The sequence below is a fragment of the Jiella pacifica genome (assembly GCF_010500815.1).
Lineage (GTDB): Bacteria > Pseudomonadota > Alphaproteobacteria > Rhizobiales > Rhizobiaceae > Jiella > Jiella pacifica.
Window position 1 is genome coordinate 1 of sequence record NZ_JAAAMG010000022.1, and the last position, 23,213, is coordinate 23,213.

General features: G+C 66.5%; 20 protein-coding genes. 12 read left to right on the forward strand and 8 right to left on the reverse strand.

Annotated elements, in window-relative coordinates:
• Positions 1-481 precede the first annotated feature (481 nt).
• The 5 genes from GTK09_RS21115 (at position 482) to GTK09_RS21135 (ending at position 3,917) form a co-directional block, all read left to right on the forward strand.
• Positions 482-991, forward strand: coding sequence for a response regulator transcription factor (locus GTK09_RS21115; RefSeq protein ID WP_246218043.1), 510 nt, complete (start codon positions 482-484; stop codon positions 989-991).
• Between the two features lie 236 nt (positions 992-1,227).
• Positions 1,228-1,980 (forward strand): helix-turn-helix domain-containing protein, encoded by a 753-nt coding sequence (locus GTK09_RS21120; RefSeq protein WP_163465382.1) that lies wholly within the window; start codon positions 1,228-1,230, stop codon positions 1,978-1,980.
• A gap of 379 nt (positions 1,981-2,359) precedes the next feature.
• Complete coding sequence (gene cydB / locus GTK09_RS21125; protein ID WP_312869936.1) at positions 2,360-3,001, forward strand: cytochrome d ubiquinol oxidase subunit II; 642 nt, start codon at positions 2,360-2,362, stop codon at positions 2,999-3,001.
• Between the two features lie 91 nt (positions 3,002-3,092).
• Positions 3,093-3,224, forward strand: coding sequence for a cytochrome bd-I oxidase subunit CydX (cydX, locus tag GTK09_RS21130; RefSeq protein ID WP_163465384.1), 132 nt, complete (start codon positions 3,093-3,095; stop codon positions 3,222-3,224).
• Between the two features lie 150 nt (positions 3,225-3,374).
• Positions 3,375-3,917, forward strand: a complete 543-nt coding sequence (locus GTK09_RS21135; protein ID WP_163465385.1) for a helix-turn-helix domain-containing protein — start codon at positions 3,375-3,377, stop codon at positions 3,915-3,917.
• Here GTK09_RS21135 and fghA read toward each other — a convergent pair.
• The 4 genes from fghA to GTK09_RS21155 all read right to left on the reverse strand — a co-directional run bounded on the left by fghA (position 3,857) and on the right by GTK09_RS21155 (position 8,467).
• Positions 3,857-4,693, reverse strand: a complete 837-nt coding sequence (fghA, locus tag GTK09_RS21140) for an S-formylglutathione hydrolase (RefSeq protein WP_163465386.1) — start codon at positions 4,691-4,693, stop codon at positions 3,857-3,859. The two genes, GTK09_RS21135 and fghA, sit on opposite strands and share 61 nt — an antisense overlap.
• 50 nt (positions 4,694-4,743) lie before the next feature.
• Entirely contained in the window at positions 4,744-5,238 is a 495-nt protein-coding gene (locus GTK09_RS21145) for a GNAT family N-acetyltransferase (RefSeq protein ID WP_312869937.1), read from the reverse strand.
• A 2-nt stretch (positions 5,239-5,240) separates the two neighbouring features.
• The gene (locus tag GTK09_RS21150; protein ID WP_163465387.1) at positions 5,241-6,350 is read right to left on the reverse strand and encodes an S-(hydroxymethyl)glutathione dehydrogenase/class III alcohol dehydrogenase; all 1,110 of its coding nucleotides are present in this window, start codon (positions 6,348-6,350) and stop codon (positions 5,241-5,243) included.
• 200 nt (positions 6,351-6,550) lie between these two features.
• Positions 6,551-8,467, reverse strand: coding sequence for a flagellar biosynthetic protein FliO (locus tag GTK09_RS21155; RefSeq protein ID WP_163465388.1), 1,917 nt, complete (start codon positions 8,465-8,467; stop codon positions 6,551-6,553).
• A 291-nt stretch (positions 8,468-8,758) separates the two neighbouring features.
• Between GTK09_RS21155 and cckA the strand changes: the two genes are divergently transcribed.
• Positions 8,759-11,293 carry a cell cycle histidine kinase CckA gene (gene cckA / locus GTK09_RS21160; RefSeq protein ID WP_376768038.1) on the forward strand — a complete coding sequence of 845 codons (2,535 nt, stop codon included), beginning with the start codon at positions 8,759-8,761 and terminating at the stop codon, positions 11,291-11,293.
• A gap of 80 nt (positions 11,294-11,373) precedes the next feature.
• On the opposite strand, the gene GTK09_RS21165 is transcribed toward cckA, so the two are convergent.
• A complete protein-coding gene (locus GTK09_RS21165; RefSeq protein ID WP_163465390.1) occupies positions 11,374-12,294 on the reverse strand; it encodes a pseudouridine-5'-phosphate glycosidase in 921 nt (306 codons plus the stop codon).
• A 7-nt stretch (positions 12,295-12,301) separates the two neighbouring features.
• On the reverse strand, positions 12,302-13,267 hold the full coding sequence (locus GTK09_RS21170) for a PfkB family carbohydrate kinase (protein WP_163465391.1): 966 nt from the start codon (positions 13,265-13,267) through the stop codon (positions 12,302-12,304).
• Positions 13,268-13,417: 150 nt separating this feature from the next.
• Between GTK09_RS21170 and recA the strand changes: the two genes are divergently transcribed.
• From recA to GTK09_RS21185, 3 genes are all read left to right on the forward strand, one after another.
• On the forward strand, positions 13,418-14,491 hold the full coding sequence (recA, locus tag GTK09_RS21175; protein WP_163465392.1) for a recombinase RecA: 1,074 nt from the start codon (positions 13,418-13,420) through the stop codon (positions 14,489-14,491).
• Positions 14,492-14,635: 144 nt separating this feature from the next.
• Positions 14,636-17,299, forward strand: coding sequence for an alanine--tRNA ligase (gene alaS, locus GTK09_RS21180; RefSeq protein ID WP_163465393.1), 2,664 nt, complete (start codon positions 14,636-14,638; stop codon positions 17,297-17,299).
• 194 nt (positions 17,300-17,493) lie between these two features.
• Positions 17,494-17,718, forward strand: a complete 225-nt coding sequence (locus GTK09_RS21185) for a hypothetical protein (protein ID WP_163465394.1) — start codon at positions 17,494-17,496, stop codon at positions 17,716-17,718.
• A gap of 105 nt (positions 17,719-17,823) precedes the next feature.
• On the opposite strand, the gene GTK09_RS21190 is transcribed toward GTK09_RS21185, so the two are convergent.
• Positions 17,824-19,041: an NADP-dependent isocitrate dehydrogenase gene (locus GTK09_RS21190; RefSeq protein ID WP_163465395.1), complete on the reverse strand. Its 1,218-nt coding sequence runs from the start codon at positions 19,039-19,041 to the stop codon at positions 17,824-17,826.
• A 460-nt stretch (positions 19,042-19,501) separates the two neighbouring features.
• On the opposite strand from GTK09_RS21190, the gene GTK09_RS21195 reads away from it, so the two are divergent.
• Together GTK09_RS21195 and murI are read left to right on the forward strand one after the other, a co-directional pair.
• On the forward strand, positions 19,502-20,287 hold the full coding sequence (locus tag GTK09_RS21195; protein WP_281353468.1) for an RNA methyltransferase: 786 nt from the start codon (positions 19,502-19,504) through the stop codon (positions 20,285-20,287).
• Complete coding sequence (gene murI / locus GTK09_RS21200; protein WP_312869938.1) at positions 20,284-21,111, forward strand: glutamate racemase; 828 nt, start codon at positions 20,284-20,286, stop codon at positions 21,109-21,111. The genes GTK09_RS21195 and murI overlap by 4 nt, the downstream gene beginning before the upstream one ends.
• Here murI and GTK09_RS21205 read toward each other — a convergent pair.
• Positions 21,101-22,042, reverse strand: coding sequence for a LysR family transcriptional regulator (locus GTK09_RS21205; protein WP_163465396.1), 942 nt, complete (start codon positions 22,040-22,042; stop codon positions 21,101-21,103). The two genes, murI and GTK09_RS21205, sit on opposite strands and share 11 nt — an antisense overlap.
• A gap of 112 nt (positions 22,043-22,154) precedes the next feature.
• Here GTK09_RS21205 and GTK09_RS21210 point away from each other — a divergent pair, with 112 nt between their 5' ends.
• Complete coding sequence (locus GTK09_RS21210) at positions 22,155-23,189, forward strand: ABC transporter substrate-binding protein (RefSeq protein ID WP_163465397.1); 1,035 nt, start codon at positions 22,155-22,157, stop codon at positions 23,187-23,189.
• The last annotated feature ends 24 nt before the right edge of the window (positions 23,190-23,213 follow it).

Sequence of the window (23,213 nt, forward strand, 5' to 3'; positions counted from 1 at the left end):
CGGGCCACGAAGCGCAGACGTTCGTCCATGACGGACCTTTCCATCCACGGCATCAACACCTCCCGCAAAGCGAAAAGTGTTACCCATGTCTCCGGTACGAAGTGTCACCTATGTCTCAGGTCGGGCAAATGTCCGACTCGATGCATGCGGTTGCCACGCCAATGGCGTGGCTGACTGCCGTATTGGCGATTGACAGGCTGGGGACTCCCCGCAATTCTCCCGTTTTGCGAGCCGCTCGCGAGGAAGGCCGCGCCGCCATTCTGTGGACGATGGTGATTTCGGCCGCGGTCACGGCGACGTCGGCACTTAAATCGTCGTCCTGTTCGGCAGCTGTCGGCGAGCAGGCCGAGCGGGCCTGTTGCGTCCTCCATCTGTCCGAGTGAGAGTGTCCGCGCCGTCCGGAGCGGCTTGGCCTATGCCATGAATCCGATCGGCATCTCGAGCCTTTCGTCCTCGCCGCACGATGCAGCGCTCCGATCGCATGAGCAACGCTGCGGGTAGCGGCGGCCGCTCCGGCCTGACCTTGCGCAAAGTCAAAGACGTCGCGACAGTTTTCGTCGATCGTCTCGCCGACAGATCGCCATTTTGCCGTGTCGCGGCCACCGGAGCCCGTCCGATGACAGCTAAGAAAACCCTGGTCCTGGTCGTGGACGACGACGAAGCGGTCCGCGAATCGCTCAAATTCTCGCTCGAACTGGAGGGGCTGGGGGTCGGTCTGTGCAAGACAGGCGAGGAACTCGTCGAGCATCCTCAGCTTGCCTCCGCCGAATGCCTGGTGCTCGACTTCAAGATGCCGGAGATGGACGGCATCGCCGTCATCAAGACGGTGCGCGCGCTTGGCTTCGCGACGCCCGCGATCGTCATCACCGGCCATGCGACCGCGGTGCTGCGCCAGCTCGCCGCCGACGTCGGGGCGCATGCGGTACTGCAGAAGCCGCTCGACGGATCGGTTCTCCTCGACTGCATTCGAGAGGCCATCGGACTGCCCTGAAGCGAGGCACCGGAGACGCCGAGCCGCGCCACGTCCGAGCCGCCGAATAAGCCGCTCGCTCAAGTTTGTGCGGAATGATGGGGCGGCGGGCGGACCGGGAAGTCATGCCTTTCCGCACGTCTCCCGAGCCGTGGGCAAGCGACTACGTAGAATCCCTCAGGGGGAAACCGAATTTCGCTGAAAGCACAGCCGGATAATGTCCTCTCGACCGATCGAAGACCCGAGGGGAGCCTTCCATGCAAAGCAGCGCCGTCGCCCGAACTGCCATCGGAGACAGCGAGGCCGAATATCGGCCGACGTCGTCGAAAGGGCGTCTTTCCGCGACGTCCGCCGCTTTCGGGTATGCGCCGAGTGCCGCCACGCAGCCGGCCAACGAGAGAGGCGGCCTCGCGGCGGGCGCAGCGCTCGCCGGCCAGGTCCTTCGTTTCGACGAGGGGCGTGCGATCTATGCCAACGGCGATACCATCCGCTCCTTTTACAAGGTGATGAGCGGTGTCGTTCGGACATGCCTGATCACCAGCGACGGCCGCCGGCAGATCGACGGCTTCCACGCCGAGGGCGAGATTTTCGGCCTCGAGGCGGGCGGCGAACATCGCTTGGCGGCCGAGGCCGTGACCGATTGCGTCGTCGTCGCCTATCGCTGGTCGGGGCTCGAAGCCTTTGACGGCAGCGAGGGGGACACGGCGTTGACGGTGTTCGGTTTCGCGATGAAATGCCTCAAGCGCAGCCAGGCGCACGCTCTGCTTCTCGGTCGACGCAGCGCCGCCCAGAAGCTCGCCGCCTTCCTGCTCGACTGGGCCAACCGCGGCACCGGCGAATGCGTCGATCTCGCCATGACCCGCCAGGACATCGCCGACTATCTCGGCCTGACCATCGAGACGGTGTCCCGGACGATGTCGCAGTTCGAGCGCGACAAACTCATCGCCCTGCCTTCGAGCCGCCACGTCGTTCTGCGCAATCGTTATGCGCTGCAGGATCTCGTCGACTGACGTCGAGATTGAGGGCATAGCCCTTGCCGGAGATCGATGCGTAAACGGATCGCTGCCGGCGCTTTCCCTCTATGCTGCCAAATTCCGACGATTGCGGCCCTTGTCGACTCCTTTGGGGATGATCGACAGGGGCCGTTGCCGTTCCGCTTGGAGGTCGTCGGCAGACGCCCGGAACCTGTCCCGCACCGCGCCGCGTCGCAGGGCCGGCGTGTGGTGCCGATAGAGCGGTGTATCGAGGGCTCGCGATGGGCCATGCCGATCCGATCGCGACTTTCATCCAGTCTCGATGGAAAATCGACGGACCGTCGTGGTCCGTCTTCGAGGCGTCGAAGGCCCGTCGGCTTGGAGCGGGCAAAGGACCGGCCGCCCCGAGCGCTCCGTGGACGACCGCAGCGGCCTCCCGGGCCTAGCGATGATCGCCATGCACGGCGCGGCCTGGCTCGCCTTCAAGGCCGAAGGGCCGGTCGCCGACCGGGCGGCGATATTCGGTGCGAGGCTGGGCGTCGCGACCGCCGTGCTCTTCGGCTTCGGCGGGATCCTCGTCGCCCTCGGCCTGTTCGGCGGCTACGCCGTCGTCGGGACCCAGGCTGCAGCGGGGCCGTCCAACCCGCTCTTCAAGGAGGTGGTCGTCGCGCCCGAGGCGTGGCTCGCCAACTATGCGGCCCATCCGCTGCTGATCGTCGCGCCGCTGCTCGGCATCGCCGGTCCGCTGCTGGCGGCGCTCGGTTTTGCGACGCGGCGGGACGGGCCGACCTTCTTCGCCTCGGCGCTCGGAGTCGTCGGCATCATCGCCACCGTCGGCGTCTCGATGTTCCCGATGATCCTGCCGTCGAGCACCAACCCGGCGCAGTCCCTGACCGTGTTCGACGCTTCGTCGAGCGAATCGACGCTGCGCACCATGCTGATCGCGACGGCGATCTTCCTGCCCATCGTCCTCGCCTATACGAGCTGGGTCTACAAGGTGCTGTGGGGCAAGGTGCGCGAAGAAGACGTCAACGCCTCGGGTTCTGCGGCCTACTGAGCCGCCGCTCTCAAGTTCCGAAGCCGGCCGCTGCTGTGAACGATGTCCGTCCCGCGGCGGCGGCCGGCCCCCCGATCAAGGAAGCTCTCTCATGTGGTATTTCGCCTGGATCCTCGGCCTTGGTCTTGCCGCCGCCTTCGGCATACTCAACGCCCTCTGGTACGAGCTGCGCACCGTCCGTCACGCCGACGAGAGCGAAACGCCGCCGCTGCCGACGCCCTGAAGGCCGGACGTTCGGCAGGCCGGACCGGCAGGCGGGAGTGCCTCCGCCCCGGCGGAGCGAGGTGCCTTGCGCAACTCGTTCCGGCATCACATCGCTCGGCGAAGCCGCTCGATCAGCAGAGTACGACCGCATCAACCCGGAGTCCGTTTGTTGGATATTCGACCGGTCAGCGGCGAAGCCGACCAGGACTGGGCTTTGGCTGAGGTCGGGCGCCACTTCCTCGGCGAGCCTGAACCGGGGGATCGCTTCGACGTTCTGTCGTCCCTCATCGAGGCGTACGAGGCGAAGGCTCGGCCGATCGAGGCGCAGGATGCCGTGGACGCGGTCAAGACCGTCACGATAGATCGGCGGATCTCACGCGAGGAGCTGGAGCCTCTGTCGGGCTCGAAGCCGCGCCTGTCGGAGTTTTTAGACCGCAAGCGCGGGCTGGCCGTGGCGGTGGCGGACCGGATGCACTCTGAACTGAAGATCCCGGCGCACATGCTTATCCGGCCCTACGCCATCGCGACGCAGGCGAGGGCGAAGGGAAAGCGGGACAGGCGCGAAGCCTGTACGTCGGCTCGGCGCCTTTGCCATCGGAACGAGCGGCCGGTCTGCTATCTCGCTGAGGCGATCGACGCGTTGGCGTGTGCTCACCCGAGGCGTTTGGCGTGCCAGGTCAGGTGGTCTTCCATGAAGGTGGAGATGAAATAGTAGCTGTGGTCGTAGCCGGGCTGCATGCGCAGCGTCAGGTCGACCCCGGCCTTGGCGCAGGCGGCTTCGAGAAGCTCGGGCTTGAGCTGCGCAGCGAGGAAATTGTCGGCCTCGCCCTGATCGACCAGCAGCGCATCGACCCTGGCGCCGTCCTCGATCAGCGCGACCGCGTCGTGCTTGCGCCATGCGGCACGATCTTCGCCGAGATAGCCCGGAAGCGCCTTGTGGCCCCACGGCACCTGGCTCGGCGCGACGATCGGCGCGAAGGCCGACACGGCCTTGTAGCGATCCGGAAAGGTCAGCCCGATGGTCAGGGCGCCATGGCCGCCCATGGAGTGGCCCATGATCGACTGACGGTCCATGTCGGCAGGAAAGTTCTGCGCGATCAGCCCCGGAAGCTCGTCGGTGACGTAGCTCCACATGCGATAGTGCTTCGCGAAGGGCTCCTGCGTGGCGTCGACGTAGAAGCCGGCACCGAGCCCGAAATCATAGGCCTTGTCGGCATCGTCGGCGACGTCCTCGCCGCGGGGGCTGGTGTCGGGGGCGACGAAGATCAGGCCGAGTTCGGCACAGAGGCGGCGATATTCGCCCTTCTCCGTGACGTTGGCATGGGTGCAGGTAAGGCCCGACAGATACCACACGACGGGCAGCCTTGCGCCATCGGCATGGGGAGGCACGAAGACCGAAAAGGTCATGTCCGTTCCGGTTTCGCGCGAGGCGTGCTTGTAGACGCCCTGGGTGCCGCCATGGGCGGCATTGGTCGAAACGGTTTCCATGGTGCTGTCTCCCTCGTGAAATATGTCGCCGAACGCGGCGCGCGGACCGTTCAGGCTCCGGGCGATCCGGCTCGCCTCATGTCGATATGGGGTATGCCGTCCTCGTCGTAAGGCGCGGAGATCACAACGAAGCCATGTCGGCCGTAAAAGGCTTCGAGATGCGCCTGGGCCGAGATCAGGACGTCGCGGCCGGCAAAGCGCCACGCCGCATAGCGCAGCGCTTCCGCCATCATCTCGTGGCCGTAGCCACGGCCCCGGTAGGCCGCGGCCGTGGCGATGCGGCCGATCCGGATCGCGTCCCCGTCGCCAAGGATGCGCAGGCATCCGGCGAGATCCTCGCCGACGAACTGGCGCAGATGGATCGCTTCGGGGTCGCGCCCGTCGATCTCGGCGAAGACGCAGGCCTGCTCGACCACGAAGACGAGACTGCGCAGGCGCAGGAGATCGTGCACCTCCACGGCGGACAGTTCCTGGAACGCGTCCCAGCGGAACGCGATCTCCGGCCCGCTCGTCTCCGGCTCTGCGGTCTCCTGCGCGACCGTCACACTCAGTAGACGACGACGGACCGGATCGACTTGCCCTCGTGCATCAGGTCGAAGCCCTTGTTGATCTCTTCGAGGGTCAGGGTGTGGGTGATCATCGGATCGATCTGGATCTTTCCGTCCATGTACCAGTCGACGATCTTGGGCGTGTCCGTGCGTCCCCGCGCGCCGCCGAAGGCCGAGCCCTTCCAGACGCGGCCCGTGACCAGCTGGAACGGCCGGGTCGAGATCTCCTTGCCGGCTTCCGCCACGCCGATGACGACCGAAACGCCCCAGCCGCGATGGCAGGCTTCCAGCGCCTGCCGCATGACCATGGTGTTGCCGGTGCAGTCGAAGGTGTAGTCGGCGCCGCCGCCGGTCAGTTCGACGAGATGGGCGACGATGTCGCCGTCGATCTCCTTCGGATTGACGAAATGCGTCATCCCGAATTTCTCGCCCCACTCCTTCTTGTCGTTGTTGAGATCGACGCCGATGATCTTGTCGGCTCCGACCAGGCGCGCACCCTGGATGACGTTGAGGCCGATGCCGCCGAGGCCGAAGACGACGACGTTGGCGCCGGGCTCGACCTTCGCCGTGTTGACCACGGCGCCGACGCCGGTGGTGACGCCGCAGCCGCAATAGCAGGCGGTCTTGAAGGGCGCGTCGGTGCGGATCTTCGCGACGGCGATCTCCGGCAGGACGGTGAAGTTGGAGAAGGTCGAGCAGCCCATGTAATGGAAGATCGGCTGGCCCTTGTAGGACAGGCGCGAGGTGCCATCCGGCATCAGGCCCTTGCCCTGGGTGGCGCGGATGGCCGTGCAGAGGTTCGTCTTGCCGGAGAGGCAAGACTTACACTGGCGGCATTCGGGCGTGTAGAGCGGGATGACATGGTCGCCCGGCTTCACATAGGTCACGCCCGCGCCGACCTCGCGCACGATGCCCGCGCCTTCGTGGCCGAGAACAGAGGGGAACAGGCCTTCCGAATCCAGGCCGTCGAGGGTGTAGGCATCGGTGTGGCAGATGCCCGTCGCCATGATCTCGACGAGGACTTCGCCCTGTTTCGGACCTTCGAGGTCGAGTTCGACGATTTCGAGTGGCTTCTTGGCCTCGAAGGCGACGGCGGCTCTGGTTTTCATGCGGGCAGGTTTCCTCGAACGCGATGTTTGCCGCTTGGTAGCCGTTTCGAGCCGGCTTGCAAATACCTCCGGCACACAGCCGACGGCATGACCGGTCCGGGGATCGCTGCTGGCGGCGGATATGGCCGTCGTAGTGGCGTCGGCGAGGCCTCCCGAAGAGGGCTGCCCGGTGTGGTGGCAGCCTCGCAGGTCCGGCCGGATCAGGCCTTGCGCTGCTCGCTGGGCCCGTCGAGGTCGAGTTCGCCGAGAAGCCGCTTCATCTCTTCCTCGAGATCGATTTCCTGGGGCGGTCGCGGCTGTCGCGCTGAATTCGCCGGGGCGGCGACGGGAGAGGGCGGCCGTTCCACCACGGCCGTGGGACGTTCCTCGGAATCCGAAGCGTTTGCCGTTGCGGAAGCGGAGCTCGCGGTCGCTTTCGGTTGGGGTGCGGTCGTCCGAGGCTGCGGCTCGGGGCGATCGTCCGTGGCGACGGCCGGCGCTGGTGCGCCGACGGGCGACGCTGTCGCAGCCGCCGGAGTGGTGGCAGCGGCGGTCTTACCCGGATCGGAAGCGGCGGGCGCTCGGGGCGGAGGGGCCGGCCGCGGGTCGGTTTCGCGTCGCGGCGCTTTCGGATCGGCCGGCGCGTTGCCGGCATCCGTCCCCTCGCCACCCGCGGGCGCTTGCCTGGCAGTGGTGTCCGGCGCCGTGTCCGCTCTGGCCGGGCCGGCTGCAGCTTCGCTCGCACGTTCGGGCGCGGCGGCGGGACGAGGGGCGGGAGCGGTCGGAGCCGGCCGTGGAGACGCCGCCGCTGGGGGGGCAGACGGCTCCGCAAAGGCCGCGTCGATGTCCTGGCTCAGCTGCAAACTGAGATCGGCCGAGAGAAAATCCTCGATACTGCGGCCTGCCGCCTCCCGCGATTCCGTTTCCGTCTTGCCATCGCCGGCGCGGGACGATGCCGGCGCCGTGGTCGCGGCCTCCGGCGGTTTCGACTGCGTCTCCGGCCGACCGTAGCGCCGGGACTGGATGGCGCTGGCAAAGCTGCGGACGGAGAGCGGTCGGCCTTCCTCGCCGGAGCTTGCTGCCGGGCGCTGCGTCGGCCTTCGTTCGGCCGCAACCGCGCTCGGCGCCGGGCGATGCGCGCCGAGATCGGTCGACGGGCCACGAGGGGCAGGATCGACCTTCGGCGCATCAATGGCGGGCGGTGTGCCGCCGCCGCCGCTGCCGGCGTCCTGGCGTGGCGGCACCGGCCTGGTCGCCGGTTCGGGAATCGCCAGTTCGGGCTCGATCTCGTTCTGCGGCCGCCCCGGCGCCTCGAGCGAATCGCTCTCGGTCTTAGACCGCAGCGTGGGCGTGGCGCGGGAAAATGCCATGGTCGAGGGATTGAGAGCGGGCGGCTCCGTCGGCTTCAACGGCATTTCCACCGACGGGACGGGAGCCGGCTGGCGGATAGGGCCCGGCTGGCGCGTCTCGGCCGCCCGCGTCTGCGCGGAGCCTGCCTGGCCGTCGCCATTCGGTCGCCTGGGTTCGGCGAGGGGGAATTCGTCCGCCGTGCCGCGGCTCCGGGGCGGCGCCGTCTCCGCCGGCTCTCGCGGTGCCGGCGCCGGGCGTGGCTCGGCTGCGATCGCGGGCGCGGGTCGGTCGGCGGGGGGGGCGGCCTGCGGCCAGCGGCCCGAGGGCGCCGGCGCCCGCTCGGCCATGGCGGTCTCGGGGCCCTGACCCTGCCGCGAGGCGGTCAAGGGCGGCGCCACGGGTTCACGGCGGCCGGACGTCGGGGCACCCGGTGAGACGGCCGGAACGTCCAGCCGCGCATCCTCGGAGCGGGTCGGCCGGGTCGAGGCGGGCAGACGGGTGATGGACGCCTCGACGAGGATGTCCGTCTGGCCGCCGACCAGAACCAGATGCTCGACGTCGTCCCGTCGCACCAGCACCAGCTTGCGCTTGTCGTCGACGCGGGCGACGTCGACGACCTGCAGTCTCGGTGCCCGCATGCGTGGCCCGAGCGTGGCGCCGTTGGCCAGGAGCCGCCTAGCCAAGAGCATGACGACGATCGCCAGGATGCAGACCATCGCCGCGACGAGAGCCACCCAGACGATCGGGGCGAGACTTGCCCCGAACAGATCGACCAACCATTGCGGCATGGCTTCGATATCTCCTCAACAGGCCGGCCTTTCGGCATATGCGGGTCCCGTAAACAGCGGTGCCGCATAAATGCAAGGTGGGCAAGCCTTTTGCCGGTCCAAGGCGGTTCGTCGTCCGCGTTGCCATTCGTCATCGTCTTTCGGGCAAAGCACCGGATCGGCGCAAGGAACGGATGCTAGCCTCGCCCCGGCAGCGTCGATGGATGCGATGAAAACGCCGGTCGACGCTCGATCGGTCTATGGGTATCCTTCACAACCAGCCCGAATCGTCGGGCAAAAGGGCAGATCGCGATGAACGGAGCGGCTCAGGGGATGATCGACAAACCCTTGATCGACCGAACGGCGGCCGCATCGGGCGTCCGGCGGCTACTGTTGCTCGGCGGGGCATTGATCCTCGCCGGCGCGAGCCTCGCCATGTTCGGCCGCAGCTACGGCGAGGTCGCGGTCTTCGTCATCTTCGGCTTTTTGTCGATGATCGGCATCGCCGCGATCTTTGCCTCGGCGCTGGGGCTCGTGCGTTTTTCCAGCCGCGCGAGCGACGGCGGCATCGCCAAGGACTTCCTCGACACCGCGCGCACCGGCCTGTTGATTCTCGACCGGCGCGGCCAGGTGGTCTATGCCAACCGTGCCTATGGCGATCTGACCGGCGCCACGCGGCCGGGCGAGGTGCGCAGCCTCGAGCGCCTGCTGGCCCGCGAAGCCGAGGCGACGGAAGCGATCTACCATCTCGCCAATCTGGCACGGGATGGGCGTGTCGGACAGCGGGAGTTTCGCCTCGCCCACAGTCTCGCCCCGGCTTCGCAGGGCGAGAACGTGCCGTGCTGGTACCGGGTGTCGGTGCGCCCGCTGCCCAGCCGCGGCGGCCAGATGCAGGCCTGGCAGATCCTCGACATCACTGCCGACCGCAAGCATGAGGAATCCTCGTTCCAGGACCTCCAGCACGCCATCGACTATCTCGACAAGGCGCCGGCCGGCTTCTTCGCCTCCGATGCAGAACACCGCATCGCCTACATCAATGCGACCCTCGCGGAATGGCTCGGCCTCGACCTGGCCGAGGTCAAACCCTATCAGCGCTCCTTCGTCGAATTCCTGGCGCCGTCCTGCCGCTCGCTCTACACGGAGCGCTCGAACGCCAATGCCGAGGGCATCGAGGACATCGATCTGATCACCGCCTCGGGCCGGACCCTGCCCGTCCGGCTGCTGCGCCGCCCGGTCGGGGACGACAGCGCCGCGCCGGGGATCGTCCGCACCCTGGTTCTCGACCGCAGCGGCGAGAACGACGCGGCGACGCCTGTCGAGCTCGCCGAGGCGCGTTTCACCCGCTTCTTCAACTCCTCGCCGATGGCGATCGCGACGCTCAATCCGTCGGGCCGGGTGGTCCGCTCCAACCCGGTGTTTCGCAGGCTCTTCGGTGCAGAGGCGGCGGAAGGCGCGGCGAGCTTCCCGTCAGCGATCCGGGAAGCCGGGCACGAAGGGTTCCGCAAGGCGCTCGCCGAGGCCGAGACCGGCCGCTCCAGCATCGCCCCGGTCGATGCGGAGGTCGCGGAGGAGAGGCCGCGCACCGTCAGGCTCTATCTCAGCCCGGTGCCGAAGGTCGGTCCGGACAGTGATGAATGCGCGATCCTCTACGGCGTCGACATCACCGAGCAGCGGGCCCTCGAGGATCAGATCGCCAAGAGCCAGAAGATGCAGGCGATCGGCAATCTCGCCGGCGGCATCGCCCACGACTTCAACAACGTCCTGACGATCATCACCGCGTCGGTGGATTTCCTGCTCCTCAACCACCGCACCGGCGATCCGTCCTTCCAGGACCTCCTGCTGATCAAGCAGAGCGCCAACCGGGCCGCCTCGCTGGTCCGCCAGCTGCTCGCCTATTCGCGCCGCCAGACGATGCGGCCGAAGATGCTGAACCTGACCGACGTCGTCGCCGACATGCATCTCCTCCTGAAGCGCGTCAGCGGCGACCACGCGCAACTGGAACGCCAGCACGCCCGCGACCTCTGGCCGGTCATGGCCGACATCGGGCAGTTCGAGCAGGTGATCACCAACCTCGTCCAGAATGCGCGGGACGCGATGCCGAACGGCGGCAAGATCACCATAGCCACGCGCAACGTGAGCGCCAAGGAGACGGCCCAGTTCGGTTATGCCGAACTCGTCGACGGAGACTACGTCCTCGTGGAAGTGGCCGACACCGGTAGCGGCATGCCGCCGGAGGTCGCCGAGCGGATCTTCGAGCCGTTCTTCACCACCAAGGAGATCGGCAAGGGGACCGGTCTCGGCCTGTCGATGGTCTATGGCATCATCAAGCAGTCGAACGGCTTCATCTACGTCGATTCGACGCCCGGCGAAGGCACGACCTTCCGGATCTTCCTGCCGCGCTACGTTTCCACCGAGGCGAGCACTGCGGGCCCCGACATCGGGAGCGGCCCGTCCACCGACAAGATGGACCTGTCCGGCACGGCGACGATCCTGCTCGTCGAGGACGAGGACAACGTGCGGGCCGTCAACTCGCGGGCGCTGACCATGCGCGGCTACGACGTCAAGGAGGCCGCGTCTGGCGTCGAAGCGCTGGAGGTGCTGGAGGAACTGGATGGCAAGGTCGACATCGTCGTTTCCGACGTGGTGATGCCCGAAATGGACGGGCCGACGCTGCTCCGGGAGATGCGCAAGACGCGGCCGGACCTGAAGTTCATCTTCGTCTCCGGCTACGCCGAGGAGGCCTTCGCCAAGAACATGCCGGAGGGGGAGAAGTTCGGCTTCCTCGCCAAACCCTTCTCGCTGCGCGAACTCGCCGTCGCCGTGAAGACCATGTTGAACCAGGGCTGACGACCGGCTCGGACGGACCTCGCTGAATCAGCTCGGTGCGGTCTGCCCGGCTCCGGCCGGGTTTCCTGCTCAGGAGCGATTTACGCTCTCGCGAGCGCCACGGCGATTTCGGCGGCGAGTTTCGCATTCGCCGCGATCAGGGCGATGTTGGCTTCGAGCGAGCGTCCCTCGCTCAGTTCGACGATGCGGCCGAGCAGGAACGGCGTCACGGCCTTGCCCATGACGCCCGCGGCGCTCGCGTCGGCGAGCGCCCGGTCGATCCAGCCCTCTATGGTGGCCCTGGGAATGGCGTGCTCGGCCGAAAGCGGATTGGCGACGAGCATGCCGCCTTCGATGCCGAGGGCCGCCCTCGCTCGCTGGAACCTTGCGATCTCCTCGGCCCGGTCGAGCCGAAGCGGCGCGGCGTGGCCGGATTCCCGCGACCAGAAGGCTGGGAGCTCGTCGCTGCCATAGGCGACGACCGGGACGCCCATGGTCTCCAGATATTCCAGCGTCAAGCCTATATCGAGAATCGCCTTGGCGCCGGCCGAGACGACGATCACATCGGTGCGGGCGAGTTCTTCGAGGTCGGCAGAAACGTCGAGGCTCGTCGCCCCGCCGCGATGCACGCCGCCGATGCCGCCGGTGGCGAAGACGCCGATGCCGGCGGCCCTGGCGGCGATCATCGTCGCCGCGACAGTGGTCGAGCCGGTCCGGCCGAAGGCGGTCGCGAAAGCCAGATCGGCGCGCGAAAGCTTCAGGACGCCGGTGGCTTCGGCGAGGGCGGCGAGTTCGCTCTCCTCGAGCCCGACCCGCAGCACCCCGTCGATCACCGCGATGGTCGCAGGCTCGGCGCCGGCGGCCCGCACCGCCGCCTCGACGGTAAGCGCCGTCCGAAGATTCTGCGGGTGAGGCATCCCATGGGTGACGATCGTCGATTCCAGCGCGACGAGGGGCCTTCCGGCGGCTTTCGCGGCCTCGACGCGGGGAGAAAGGGCGAATGGCTGGATCTCTGCGGGCATGGCGGCTTCACCTCCGTGTCGTCGGGTCGGTCAGATGCTCGTGGAGGCGTTCGATCTCGGCGGGGAGATCCTCCGGCGGAAAGATGGGCGCGCTCACCCGCAGCGAGGCGGCGGCGATCCCGCGCCGAGCGCTTTCGAGAAAGCTCGTTCCGCCGAGGTGGGCCGCGGAGGCGACGGCGGCCAGCGTGTCGCCGGCGCCGGTGACGTCCCGCGGGCGGACGACCGGCGGCCGTTGGAACACCAACTCGCCGGCGTCGAGAATTGCCGCCTCGAGCGCCCCGTCGGAGATCACCGCGCGCCGTGTTCCGAGCTCGGCGAGCAGTTCGGCGATGAGGCCTAGATTGGTCGCCGCCGTCACCTCGACGAGGGCCGCTGCCTCGGCGCGTGACAGGAACAGGCCGGAAAGCTGCGGCAGGACGGCAAAAAGCCGTCGGACCTTGGCGGGCGACACGCCGATGGCCGTAACCGGCCGGTCGCCCGCGGCCTCGACGGCGGCGGCGATGGTCTCGGCGGGCAGATTGGCGTCGATGATCAGCGCCTCGGCAGCGGCGATGGCGTCGCGGACGTTGCGTCGCTTGAGGAGTTTCGGCCCAACAAGGTCATAAAGCGCCATGTCGGCGATGCCAGCGACGAGTTCGCCGTGATCGTCGATGACGGCCGTATAGGTCGGCGTCTTGCGATCAAGGAAGGTGGTGCTGAGATCCCGCAAACCACGAGCCTCGATCTCCGCGGCGATGCGCCGGCCGTCGTCGTCGCCACCCCGCGCGCCCAGAAAAGCCACCGAACACCCAAGCGCCTGCAGCGCGACGGCCGCATTGAAGATCGAGCCACCGGGCGAATCGGCCAGCACCCCGGGATTGGAGGCGGCGGGATGGAATGGACCGTCGGCCTTGGCCCGGCGGTCCACATGCGCGGCACCGAGCAGCACGAACTTGCCATGCTCCGACGGGGAAACGGCGGCAGTCTTCATCATTTGTTCATCGAACGAGATTCCACGAAACGATTCGGCGCCGGGAACAAAACGCGATCACCTGCTTGTCGGATGAGAACAAATAAGGTACATGAGAAGAAAGCCCGCACATGTTGCACCCCTTACCGACGCGTGAAATAAGGTCCCATCATCATGGCACAAAATGCTCTCCGTCTCGTCGAGGATAATTCGTTGGACAAGAACAAGGCTCTCGATGCCGCTCTGTCGCAGATCGAACGCGCCTTCGGCAAGGGCTCGATCATGCGGCTGGGCGCCAACGAGAAGATCGTTGAAGTCGAAACCGTTTCTACCGGCTCGCTGGGTCTCGACATCGCGCTTGGAATCGGCGGCCTGCCGAAGGGGCGGGTGATCGAGATCTTCGGCCCAGAAAGTTCGGGCAAGACGACGCTCGCTCTGCACACCATCGCCGAAGCCCAGAAGAAGGGCGGCATCTGCGCCTTCGTCGACGCCGAACACGCGCTCGATCCCGTCTATGCGCGCAAGCTGGGCGTCGATCTGGAGAACCTTCTGATTTCGCAGCCGGACACCGGCGAACAGGCGCTGGAGATCACCGATACGCTGGTGCGTTCGGGCGCGATCGACATCCTGGTCGTCGATTCCGTCGCGGCGCTGACGCCGCGGGCGGAGATCGAGGGCGAAATGGGCGATTCGCTGCCCGGCATGCAGGCCCGGCTGATGAGCCAGGCGCTGCGCAAGCTGACCGGCTCGATCTCCCGCTCGAAATGCATGGTCATCTTCATCAACCAGATCCGCATGAAGATCGGCGTGATGTTCGGCTCGCCCGAAACGACCACTGGCGGCAACGCCCTGAAGTTCTACGCCTCGGTCCGCCTCGACATCCGCAGGATCGGTTCGATCAAGGACCGCGACGAGGTGACCGGCAACCAGACAAAGGTGAAGGTCGTCAAGAACAAGCTCGCGCCGCCCTTCAAGCAGGTCGAGTTCGACATCATGTATGGCGAGGGTGTCTCCAAGACCGGCGAATTGATCGATCTCGGCGTCAAGTCCGGCATCGTCGAAAAGTCGGGCGCCTGGTTTTCCTACAATAGCCAGCGGCTCGGCCAGGGGCGTGAGAACTCCAAGGGCTTCCTGCGTGATAACCCGCTGATCGCCAACGAGATCGAGACCTCGATCCGCCAGAATGCCGGGCTGATCGCCGAGCAGCTTCTCGACGACGGTCGCGACGACGAGGCCGTCGAGGACTGAGCGCCCTCGGCGCCCCTGTTGCGGCAGGAGGGCCGATGGACAGGAGGAGCCGGCCTTTGTAAAAGGCCGGCAATCTCGCCGGCCTTGCGAACGTGAAAATCTGCCGGTGCGTTCTTTCCGTCCTGTCTCGCGAAGGTCTCGCTCATGAGTGGCGTCAACGAAATCCGATCGGCTTTTCTCGGATTTTTCGAGAAGAACGGGCACGAACGGGTTGCCTCGTCGCCGCTGGTGCCGCGCAACGATCCGACATTGATGTTCACCAATGCCGGGATGGTGCAGTTCAAGAACGTCTTCACCGGTCTCGAAAAGCGCCCCTACAGCCGGGCGACGACGGCGCAGAAGGTGGTTCGTGCCGGCGGCAAGCACAACGACCTCGACAATGTCGGCTATACCGCCCGCCACCACACGTTCTTCGAGATGCTGGGGAATTTTTCCTTCGGCGACTATTTCAAGGACAGGGCGATCGAACTCGCCTGGAATTTGACGACGAAGGAATTCGGTCTTCCGAAGGACCGGCTTCTCGTCACCGTCTTTTCCGAGGACGAAGAGGCGGCGACGCTTTGGAAGAAGATCGCCGGGCTGTCGGACGACAGGATCATCCGCATCCCGACGTCGGACAATTTCTGGACGATGGGCGAGACCGGCCCCTGCGGCCCCTGCTCGGAGATCTTTTTCGACCAGGGCGAGAGCGTCGCCGGCGGCCCTCCGGGCAGCCCCGATGAGGACGGCGACCGGTTCCTGGAATTCTGGAATCTCGTCTTCATGCAGTTCGATCAGGTCTACGCGGCGACGCGGGTCGACCTGCCGCGTCCGTCGATCGACACGGGGATGGGCCTGGAACGCATGGCGGCGATCCTGCAAGGGGTCCATTCGAACTACGAGACCGATCTCTTCAAGGTGCTCATTGGCGCCGTCGAACGGGCGATCGGGTCGGAGGCGGTCGGTGACAGGCTGGCGAGCCATCGGGTGATCGCCGACCATCTGCGGGCGACGTCGTTTCTCATCGCCGACGGCGTCCTGCCGTCGAACGAGGGCCGCGGCTACGTCCTGAGGCGAATCATGCGCCGCGCCATGCGTCATGCCCGGATGCTGGGCGCCGAGGAGCCGGTGCTGTTCAAGCTGGTGCCGACGCTGGTGGCGGAGATGGGCCGGGCCTATCCCGAACTCGGCCGGGCGGAAGCGCTGATCTCGGAGACGCTGAAGCTCGAGGAAAAGCGCTTCCTGCAGACCCTCGATCGCGGCCTGTCGCTGCTGGCCGACGCCACGGAGGGGATGTCCTCCGGCGAGCGGCTGTCCGGCGAGACCGCCTTCAAGCTCTACGATACCTACGGCTTTCCGCTGGATCTGACCCAGGATGCCTTGCGCCAGCGCGGCATCGAGGTCGATCTCGACAGCTTCAACACTGCGATGGAACGTCAGAAGACCGAGGCGCGGGCGAGTTGGGCCGGTTCGGGCGAAGCGGCCTCCGAGAACATCTGGTTTCCGATCCGCGAGCGGGTCGGTGCGACCGAGTTTCTCGGCTATGGCACCGAGCGCACCGAGGGTGCCGTCGTCGCGCTGGTGAAGGATGGCGCCGAGGTTCGAGAGGCCGGCCAGGGCGACGAAGTCTCGATCGTCGTCAACCAGACGCCGTTCTACGGCGAATCCGGCGGCCAGCTCGGCGATACCGGCGTGATGCGGGGCGAGGGCGTCGAAATCTCCGTCACCGATACGCGCAAGTTCGCCGAGGGGCTCTTCGTCCACCGAGCCCGCGTGACCAAGGGGCGGGTAAAGGTCGGCATGGCGCTGGACCTCGAGGTCGATCATCGCCGCCGGACTCAGATCCGCGCGAACCACTCGGCGACCCACCTGCTGCATGAGGCGCTGCGCGAAGTCCTCGGCAGTCATGTCGCCCAGAAGGGCTCGATGGTGGCGCCCGATCGCCTGCGCTTCGATTTCTCCCACCCCAAGCCGATCGAGGCGGCGGAGATCGCGGAGGTCGAGCGTCTCGCCAACGCGATCATTCTCCAGAATGCTCCCGTCGAGACACGGCTGATGGCCGTGGACGAGGCGATCGAATCCGGCGCGATGGCGCTGTTCGGCGAGAAATACGGCGACGAGGTCAGGGTCGTCTCGATGGGTGTCGCCGAGGAAGGCGACAAGGCCGGCAAAGCCTATTCCGTCGAGCTTTGCGGCGGCACCCATGTGCGCGCGACCGGCGACATCGGCCTCGTCCACGTCGTCGCCGAAGGCGGCGTCGCCGCTGGCGTGCGCCGGGTGGAAGCTTTGACCGGCGATGCCGCGCGGGCCCATCTCCTCGAGCAGGACCAGCGCGTGCGCCGGATGGCCGCGGCGCTGAAGGTGTCCCAGAACGACGTGGCGGATCGTCTCGACGCGGTCGTCGAGGAGCGACGCCGGCTGGAGCGCGAACTCGCCGAGGCGAAGAAGAAGCTCGCTCTCGTCGGTGACGGCGCAGGAACTTCGTCGGGTGCCGCACCGAAGGAGGTGGCAGGGGTCGCCTTCGTCGGGCGCGTTCTGGAAGGCGTCTCGCCGAAGGACCTGAAGGGCCTCGTCGACGACACCAAGGCGCAGATCGGTTCGGGCGTCGTCGCTCTCGTCGCCGTCGTGGACGGCAAGGCGTCGGTCGTCGTCGGCGTGACGGGTGATCTCACCGCTCGCTTCGATGCCGTCGCACTCGTGCGGGCTGCCAGCGAGGCGATCGGCGGCAAGGGCGGCGGTGGCCGGTCCGACATGGCGCAGGCCGGTGGTCCGGATGGCGACAAGGCGGCCGAGGCGGTCGCTGCGGTCGAAGCGGCGATGAAGGGCTGATCAGCTCTCGAATCGATTGGCGTGCGGCTCGAAATCCTCGCGCTGCGGCGGTTCCACGCAGAAACGCTGGCCGGTCGGCGCTTCCATGTCGATTCACGATTTCACCGGCCCGATCCGCTTGGCGCGGAGGTCTGCGAGGGGATCGCCTCGCCTTCCCGGTCGTCCGTCTCGAGGTCGAGATGCACCCGCGGCGGGTGATCGACGGCCTGGATCAGCACCTTCGGCCTGCCGTCCGGCGTTTTCAGGACGGCATGTTTCCCGTCCTCGTCAATCCTTCCAATATCGTCGACCCGGCCGGTTCAGAAGCGGGCGGGCCGGATCAGAAGCGGGGCGACCCGGAAGTGCTTCTGGCCGGCAATGACGACGATGCAGCCGATCCGGCCCTTGTGGGCCATGGCAACGATCCCCCGGCACAATGACGAAGCCCGGCGCGATTCGTATCGCGCCGGGCTTCGTAATGACACCTGAAGGCGAGGGTGGACGTATCCAACGGGTGGACGCGCCGGTGTTCCTGCCTGTTCGCGTTACGAAGAAGCCATCGCCTTCTGCAGATTCTCGTCGATTTTGTCGAGGAAGCCGTTGGTGGTCAGCCAGGACTGGTCCGGACCGATCAGAAGCGCCAGATCCTTGGTCATGAAGCCGCTTTCGACGGTGTCGATGCAGACCTTCTCCATCTTCGCAGAGAATTCGGCCAGCGCGTCGTTGCCGTCGAGCTTGGCGCGATGGGCGAGGCCGCGCGTCCAGGCGAAGATCGAGGCGATCGGGTTGGTCGAGGTTTCCTGGCCCTTCTGGTGCTGGCGATAGTGCCGGGTCACCGTGCCGTGGGCGGCCTCGGCCTCGACGGTCTGACCGTCCGGCGTCATCAGGACTGAGGTCATCAGGCCGAGCGAGCCGAAGCCCTGCGCGACGATGTCCGACTGCACGTCGCCGTCGTAGTTCTTGCAGGCCCAGACATAGCCGCCCGACCACTTCAGCGAGGCGGCGACCATGTCGTCGATCAGGCGGTGCTCGTAGGTGAGCTTCCTGGCGTCGAACTCGGCCTTGAACTCGGCGTCGAAGATCTCCTGGAAGATGTCCTTGAAGCGGCCGTCATAGACCTTGAGGATGGTGTTCTTGGTCGACAGGTAGCAGGGCACGTTGCGCTGCAGGGCGTAGTTGAAGGATGCCCGGGCAAAGTCGCGGATCGACTCGTCGAGATTGTACATGCCCATGGCGACGCCGGCCGCTGGCGCGTCGAAAACCTCGTGCTCGATGGTCTCGCCATCCTCGCCGACGAACTTCATCGTCAGCTTGCCCTTGCCGGGGAACTTGAAGTCGGTGGCGCGGTACTGGTCGCCGAAGGCATGGCGGCCGACGATGATCGGCTTGGTCCAGCCGGGAACGAGCCGCGGCACGTTCTTCATGATGATCGGCTCGCGGAAGATGACGCCGCCGAGGATGTTGCGGATCGTGCCGTTCGGCGAGCGCCACATCTTCTTCAGGCCGAATTCCTCGACGCGCGCTTCGTCGGGCGTGATCGTCGCGCATTTGACGCCGACGCCGTGCTTTTTGATGGCGTTGGCCGCATCGACGGTGACCTGATCGTCGGTGGCGTCGCGATGCTCCATGCCGAGGTCGTAATATTCAAGGTCGATGTCGAGATAGGGGTGGATCAGCTTGTCCTTGATGAACTGCCAGATGATCCGGGTCATCTCGTCGCCGTCGAGTTCCACGACCGGGTTTGCGACCTTGATCTTCGCCATGGGAGCCTTCCTTGGAAAATGCGTGAGGCCCGGGAAGCGCCCGGCGCCGTCGATGGATGGGTGATCGGTTGCCCGGCCCTATAACACCCGACATGGCAGACGCAAAGCGAGAGGGGCCTGCAGTGTGCAACGCGGCATCAGTCGGTGGGGACCGCGGGAATTTTCAACTGAGCGATCGTGTGCGAAGTGCGGATCGAGGCGGCTTGCGGCCGTCTCGTCGGACGGCGGCACGGCGGCCGCTCTTGCCGATGAAGACGGAGAAGGCCGCGATGACGGCGATGGTGGCTCGCTTTGCCGGCCCGGATGCGGCGCGGCAGAGCGCGTGGCGCGGCATCGACGGCTTCGCGACCTGAGGGATTGGGATCGCCCGACTTGGCTCGCCGGGCGCGAAGCGGTATCGAGCGCGGGGGCACGGCGGCAATACTGCTCAGCCGTCGCCGATGAAGGAGCTTTATCAGCCTTGGACGACGAGACACTTCGCCAGAGCCGGACGGGACCTGCCATCGTCCTCGTCGAGCCGCAGCTCGGCGAGAACATCGGCATGGTGGCGCGCGCCATGGCGAATTTCGGCCTGGGGGATCTGCGCCTGGTGAATCCGCGCGACGGCTGGCCGAGTGAGAAGGCGCGGGCCGCGGCCTCGCGGTCGGATCATGTGATCGATGCCGTGCGACTGTTTGCGACCGTCGAGGAGGCCACCGCAGATCTCAATTTCGTCATGGCGACGACGGCGCGGGCGCGCGACAGCTTCAAGCCGGTGCGCGGGCCGGAAGAGGCGGCGGTGGATCTGCGGCGTCGCTCGGCAGAGGGGCAGGGCACCGGCATCCTCTTCGGCCGCGAACGCTGGGGCCTGACCAATGAGGAGGTCGGGCTCGCCGATGAGATCGTTACCTTTCCGGTCGATCCGCAATTCGCCTCGCTCAACATCGCTCAGGCGGTGCTCCTGATGAGCTATGCCTATCAGGCGGCGGGGCGGGGCGGCGATCTCTCTCCGCGCTTCGAGGCCAAGCTGCCGGAGCCGGCGACCAAGGACGACCTCTTCCGGCTGTTCCACCATCTCGAGGCATCGCTGGAGCGGGCGGGCTATTTCTTTCCCGAGCCGAAGCGGGAGGTGATGACCCAGAATCTCAGGACGATGCTGACCAAGGCCAACCTGTCGGAGCCGGAAGTTCACACCCTGCGCGGCGTCATCAAGGCCTTCGACTACGAGGCGGCGCAGCTTCGCAAGAAGCTGGGGGACGCCTCGTGATCGCCGAGGCGCCGGCCGGGCTCCAACCTTCGTGGGATCGGGACAGGCCGCTGCTGGTCTTCGACAGCGGCATTGGCGGGCTGACGGTGCTGCGCGAGGCACGGGTGCTGATGCCGGAGCGGCGCTTCGTCTATGTCGCCGACGATGCGGCTTTTCCTTATGGCAACTGGGAGGAGGCGGCCCTCAGGGAGCGTCTCGTCGCGCTGTTCGGCGGCCTCATCGCCGAATACCATCCGCTCGCCTGCGTGATCGCCTGCAACACCGCCTCGACGCTGGCGCTCGACGCATTGCGCGCCGCCTATCCGGAGATGACCTTCGTCGGCACCGTTCCGGCGATCAAGCCGGCGGCCGAGCGCACGAGATCCGGCCTGGTCTCGGTGCTGGCGACGCCGGGCACGGTGAAGCGCCAGTATACCCGCGACCTGATCGACCAATGGGCGACGAAATGCGAGGTCCGGCTGGTCGGTAGCTTTCAGCTGGCCGCGCTGGCGGAGGCCTACATGCGCCAGGGGCTCGTCGAGGAAGAGGCGGTGCGGGCCGAGATCGCACCATGCTTCGTCGAAAAGGACGGCCGTCGGACGGACATCGTCGTGCTCGCCTGCACCCACTATCCCTTCATCGTCAACCGCATGCGCAAGATGGCGCCCTGGCCTGTCGACTGGCTGGACCCGGCCGAGGCGATCGCCCGCCGGGCGCTGTCGATCCTGCCGCCCATCGCGCTCGACGCGCCAATCGAGCGGCACGTCGACGCCGCAGTCTTCACCTCCGGTCGCGCCGATGCCGTGACGCGGCGGCTGATGCAGGGCTTTGGGCTCAAGGCCTGACCATGGCCGAAGCGAGCGAAGCCGGAGCCCGCTCTTCCTGAACGCCCCGGACCCGCGTCCTGATTTCTTCGAGGAAGCTTGCCGCCAGCATCGACATCGCCTCTCCCCGCGGGGTGATCAGCCAGGACGTCATCTGGATCGGCTGCCGCAATCGTTTGAAGACGAGCCGCCCGTCCCGCACGCCGGCCGAGGCGAGCGACGGCACGACGGAGATGCCGACCCCGGCCGCCACCATCTCGCAGGCCGCATCTGCCATCTGCACTTCGGCGACGGGGTTCATCTTCGCCTCGGCACGGTGGAAGGCCGCCTCGATGACCGGGTAGGAAAGATCCTCCCGGCCAAGGGCGATCAGGCGCTCGCCGTCGAGATCCGCGACGTCCACATTGTCGTGCCCGACGAGACGATGGTCTGCGGGCAGAGCGAGGAACAACTCGACCTCGACGAATTTTTCGGACTGCAGCGATGCCGAGGTCGAGGGCAGGAGGCCGATGCCGAAATCGGCCTTGCCGGTGACCATCGCGTCTTCGATGCTGCGCGAAGTGCGGCTGAACAATTGCAGGCGCACCTGCGGGCTGCGCGCCAGAATGGCGGCCGCGGCCTGTGGCGCCACATGCATGCTGAGGCCGGGGAAGGTGACTGCCGACACCTCGCCGCGCTCGAGGTTGCGGATCGATTCCGCCAGCCGCGAGATCCGCATCATACCAGCTTCGAGCTTTTCCGTTTCGGCGAACATCTGCCGCGCCTCGGCGGTCGGTTTCAGCCGCCCTTGTCCCCGCTCGAACAGGCGGAAGCCGCAGGCCTCCTCGAAGCCTTTGAGAAGCTTGGTCACTGCGGGCTGACTGACGAACAGCCGCTCGGCCGCCTCGGTGACGGAACCGGCCTTCATGATGGCGTTGAAGGCGCTCAACTGGCGGATGTTCGGCGGGGCCACTTCGCAGCCTTATAACTCATTGGAATGAGTCTATCCTTTAATTTCATTTGCGCGGAATGGGAAACGCCTAAACGATGGGCCTGCACAAAAACAGGCATCGGCAGGGGTCCCCATGAAGAAACGCATCCTCATGCTCGCTGCGGCGGGTTCGCTCATCGCATCCGTCGCCGCCCAGGCGCAGACCAAGACGCTGACGGTCGGCGGCTATGGCGGCTCCTTCGAGACGCTGATGAAGGAACTGATCATTCCGCAGTTCGAGAAGACCCACGACGTCACGATCCAGTTCGTCGCCGGCAACTCGACCGAGAACCTCGCGCGCCTCCAGGCCCAAAAGGGCAACCAGGAGCTCGACGTCGTGATTCTGGACGACGGTCCAATGTACCAGGCCGACGCGCTCGGCTTCTGTGCGCCGCTTGCCGCCGACGTCGCCTCCGAAGACATCTACGACCTCGCCAAGATCGGCCCGAATTCGATCGGCGTGGGCTTCGTCGCCACCGGCTTCACCTACAGCACCGAATGGTTCAAGGAGAAAGGCTGGGAGCCGCCGTCGAGCTGGAAGGATCTGGAAGATCCGAAGTTCGAGCAGATCCTTTCGGTTCCGCCGATCTCCAACACCTACGGCCTCCACACCCTGGTGATGATGGCGCGCCTCAACGGCGGCGGCGAGAAGGACATCGACCCCGGCTTCACCGCGATGGCCGACGACGTCGCACCGAACGTCCTCGTCTTCGAGCCGTCCTCCGGCAAGATGTCGGAGCTCTTCCAGTCGAAGGAGATCGCCCTGTCGATCTGGGGTTCGGGCCGCACCAAGTCCCTGGCCGACACAGGTTTCCCGGCGAAATTCGCCTATCCGAAGGAAGGCGCCGTGGCGCTGATGCTCGCCGCCTGCCCGGTGGTCGAAAGCGACGCTCCAGAGGCCTCGCAGGAGTTCGTCAAGTATCTCCTCGACCCGGAAATCCAGGTGAAGCTCGCCGACGCCATGGGGTCTGGGCCGGTCAACAAGAAGACCGTCCTGCCGGACGAACTGGCCGAGTGGCTGCCCTATGGTCCCGAGCAGATCGACAAGCTGGTCAAGGTCGACTGGGACGTGATCAATCCGAACCGCCAGGAGTGGACCCAGCGCTGGGCGCGTGAGGTCGAGCGCTGAGAGCGGCGGCTGCCTGATCAATCG

What these genes read in the sequence shown, in the direction of transcription:
- GTK09_RS21165 (WP_163465390.1), bottom strand. Translation starts at nt 12,294, where the DNA reads ATGCCCGCAGAGATCCAGCCATTCGCCCTTTCTCCCCGCGTCGAGGCC.
- GTK09_RS21190 (WP_163465395.1), bottom strand. Translation starts at nt 19,041, where the DNA reads ATGGCGAAGATCAAGGTCGCAAACCCGGTCGTGGAACTCGACGGCGAC.
- cckA (WP_376768038.1), top strand. Translation starts at nt 8,759, where the DNA reads ATGAACGGAGCGGCTCAGGGGATGATCGACAAACCCTTGATCGACCGA.
- GTK09_RS21210 (WP_163465397.1), top strand. Translation starts at nt 22,155, where the DNA reads ATGAAGAAACGCATCCTCATGCTCGCTGCGGCGGGTTCGCTCATCGCA.
- fghA (WP_163465386.1), bottom strand. Translation starts at nt 4,693, where the DNA reads ATGGAAACCGTTTCGACCAATGCCGCCCATGGCGGCACCCAGGGCGTC.
- GTK09_RS21155 (WP_163465388.1), bottom strand. Translation starts at nt 8,467, where the DNA reads ATGCCGCAATGGTTGGTCGATCTGTTCGGGGCAAGTCTCGCCCCGATC.
- alaS (WP_163465393.1), top strand. Translation starts at nt 14,636, where the DNA reads ATGAGTGGCGTCAACGAAATCCGATCGGCTTTTCTCGGATTTTTCGAG.
- recA (WP_163465392.1), top strand. Translation starts at nt 13,418, where the DNA reads ATGGCACAAAATGCTCTCCGTCTCGTCGAGGATAATTCGTTGGACAAG.
- GTK09_RS21115 (WP_246218043.1), top strand. Translation starts at nt 482, where the DNA reads ATGAGCAACGCTGCGGGTAGCGGCGGCCGCTCCGGCCTGACCTTGCGC.
- GTK09_RS21150 (WP_163465387.1), bottom strand. Translation starts at nt 6,350, where the DNA reads ATGAAAACCAGAGCCGCCGTCGCCTTCGAGGCCAAGAAGCCACTCGAA.
- cydX (WP_163465384.1), top strand. Translation starts at nt 3,093, where the DNA reads ATGTGGTATTTCGCCTGGATCCTCGGCCTTGGTCTTGCCGCCGCCTTC.
- GTK09_RS21120 (WP_163465382.1), top strand. Translation starts at nt 1,228, where the DNA reads ATGCAAAGCAGCGCCGTCGCCCGAACTGCCATCGGAGACAGCGAGGCC.
- GTK09_RS21170 (WP_163465391.1), bottom strand. Translation starts at nt 13,267, where the DNA reads ATGATGAAGACTGCCGCCGTTTCCCCGTCGGAGCATGGCAAGTTCGTG.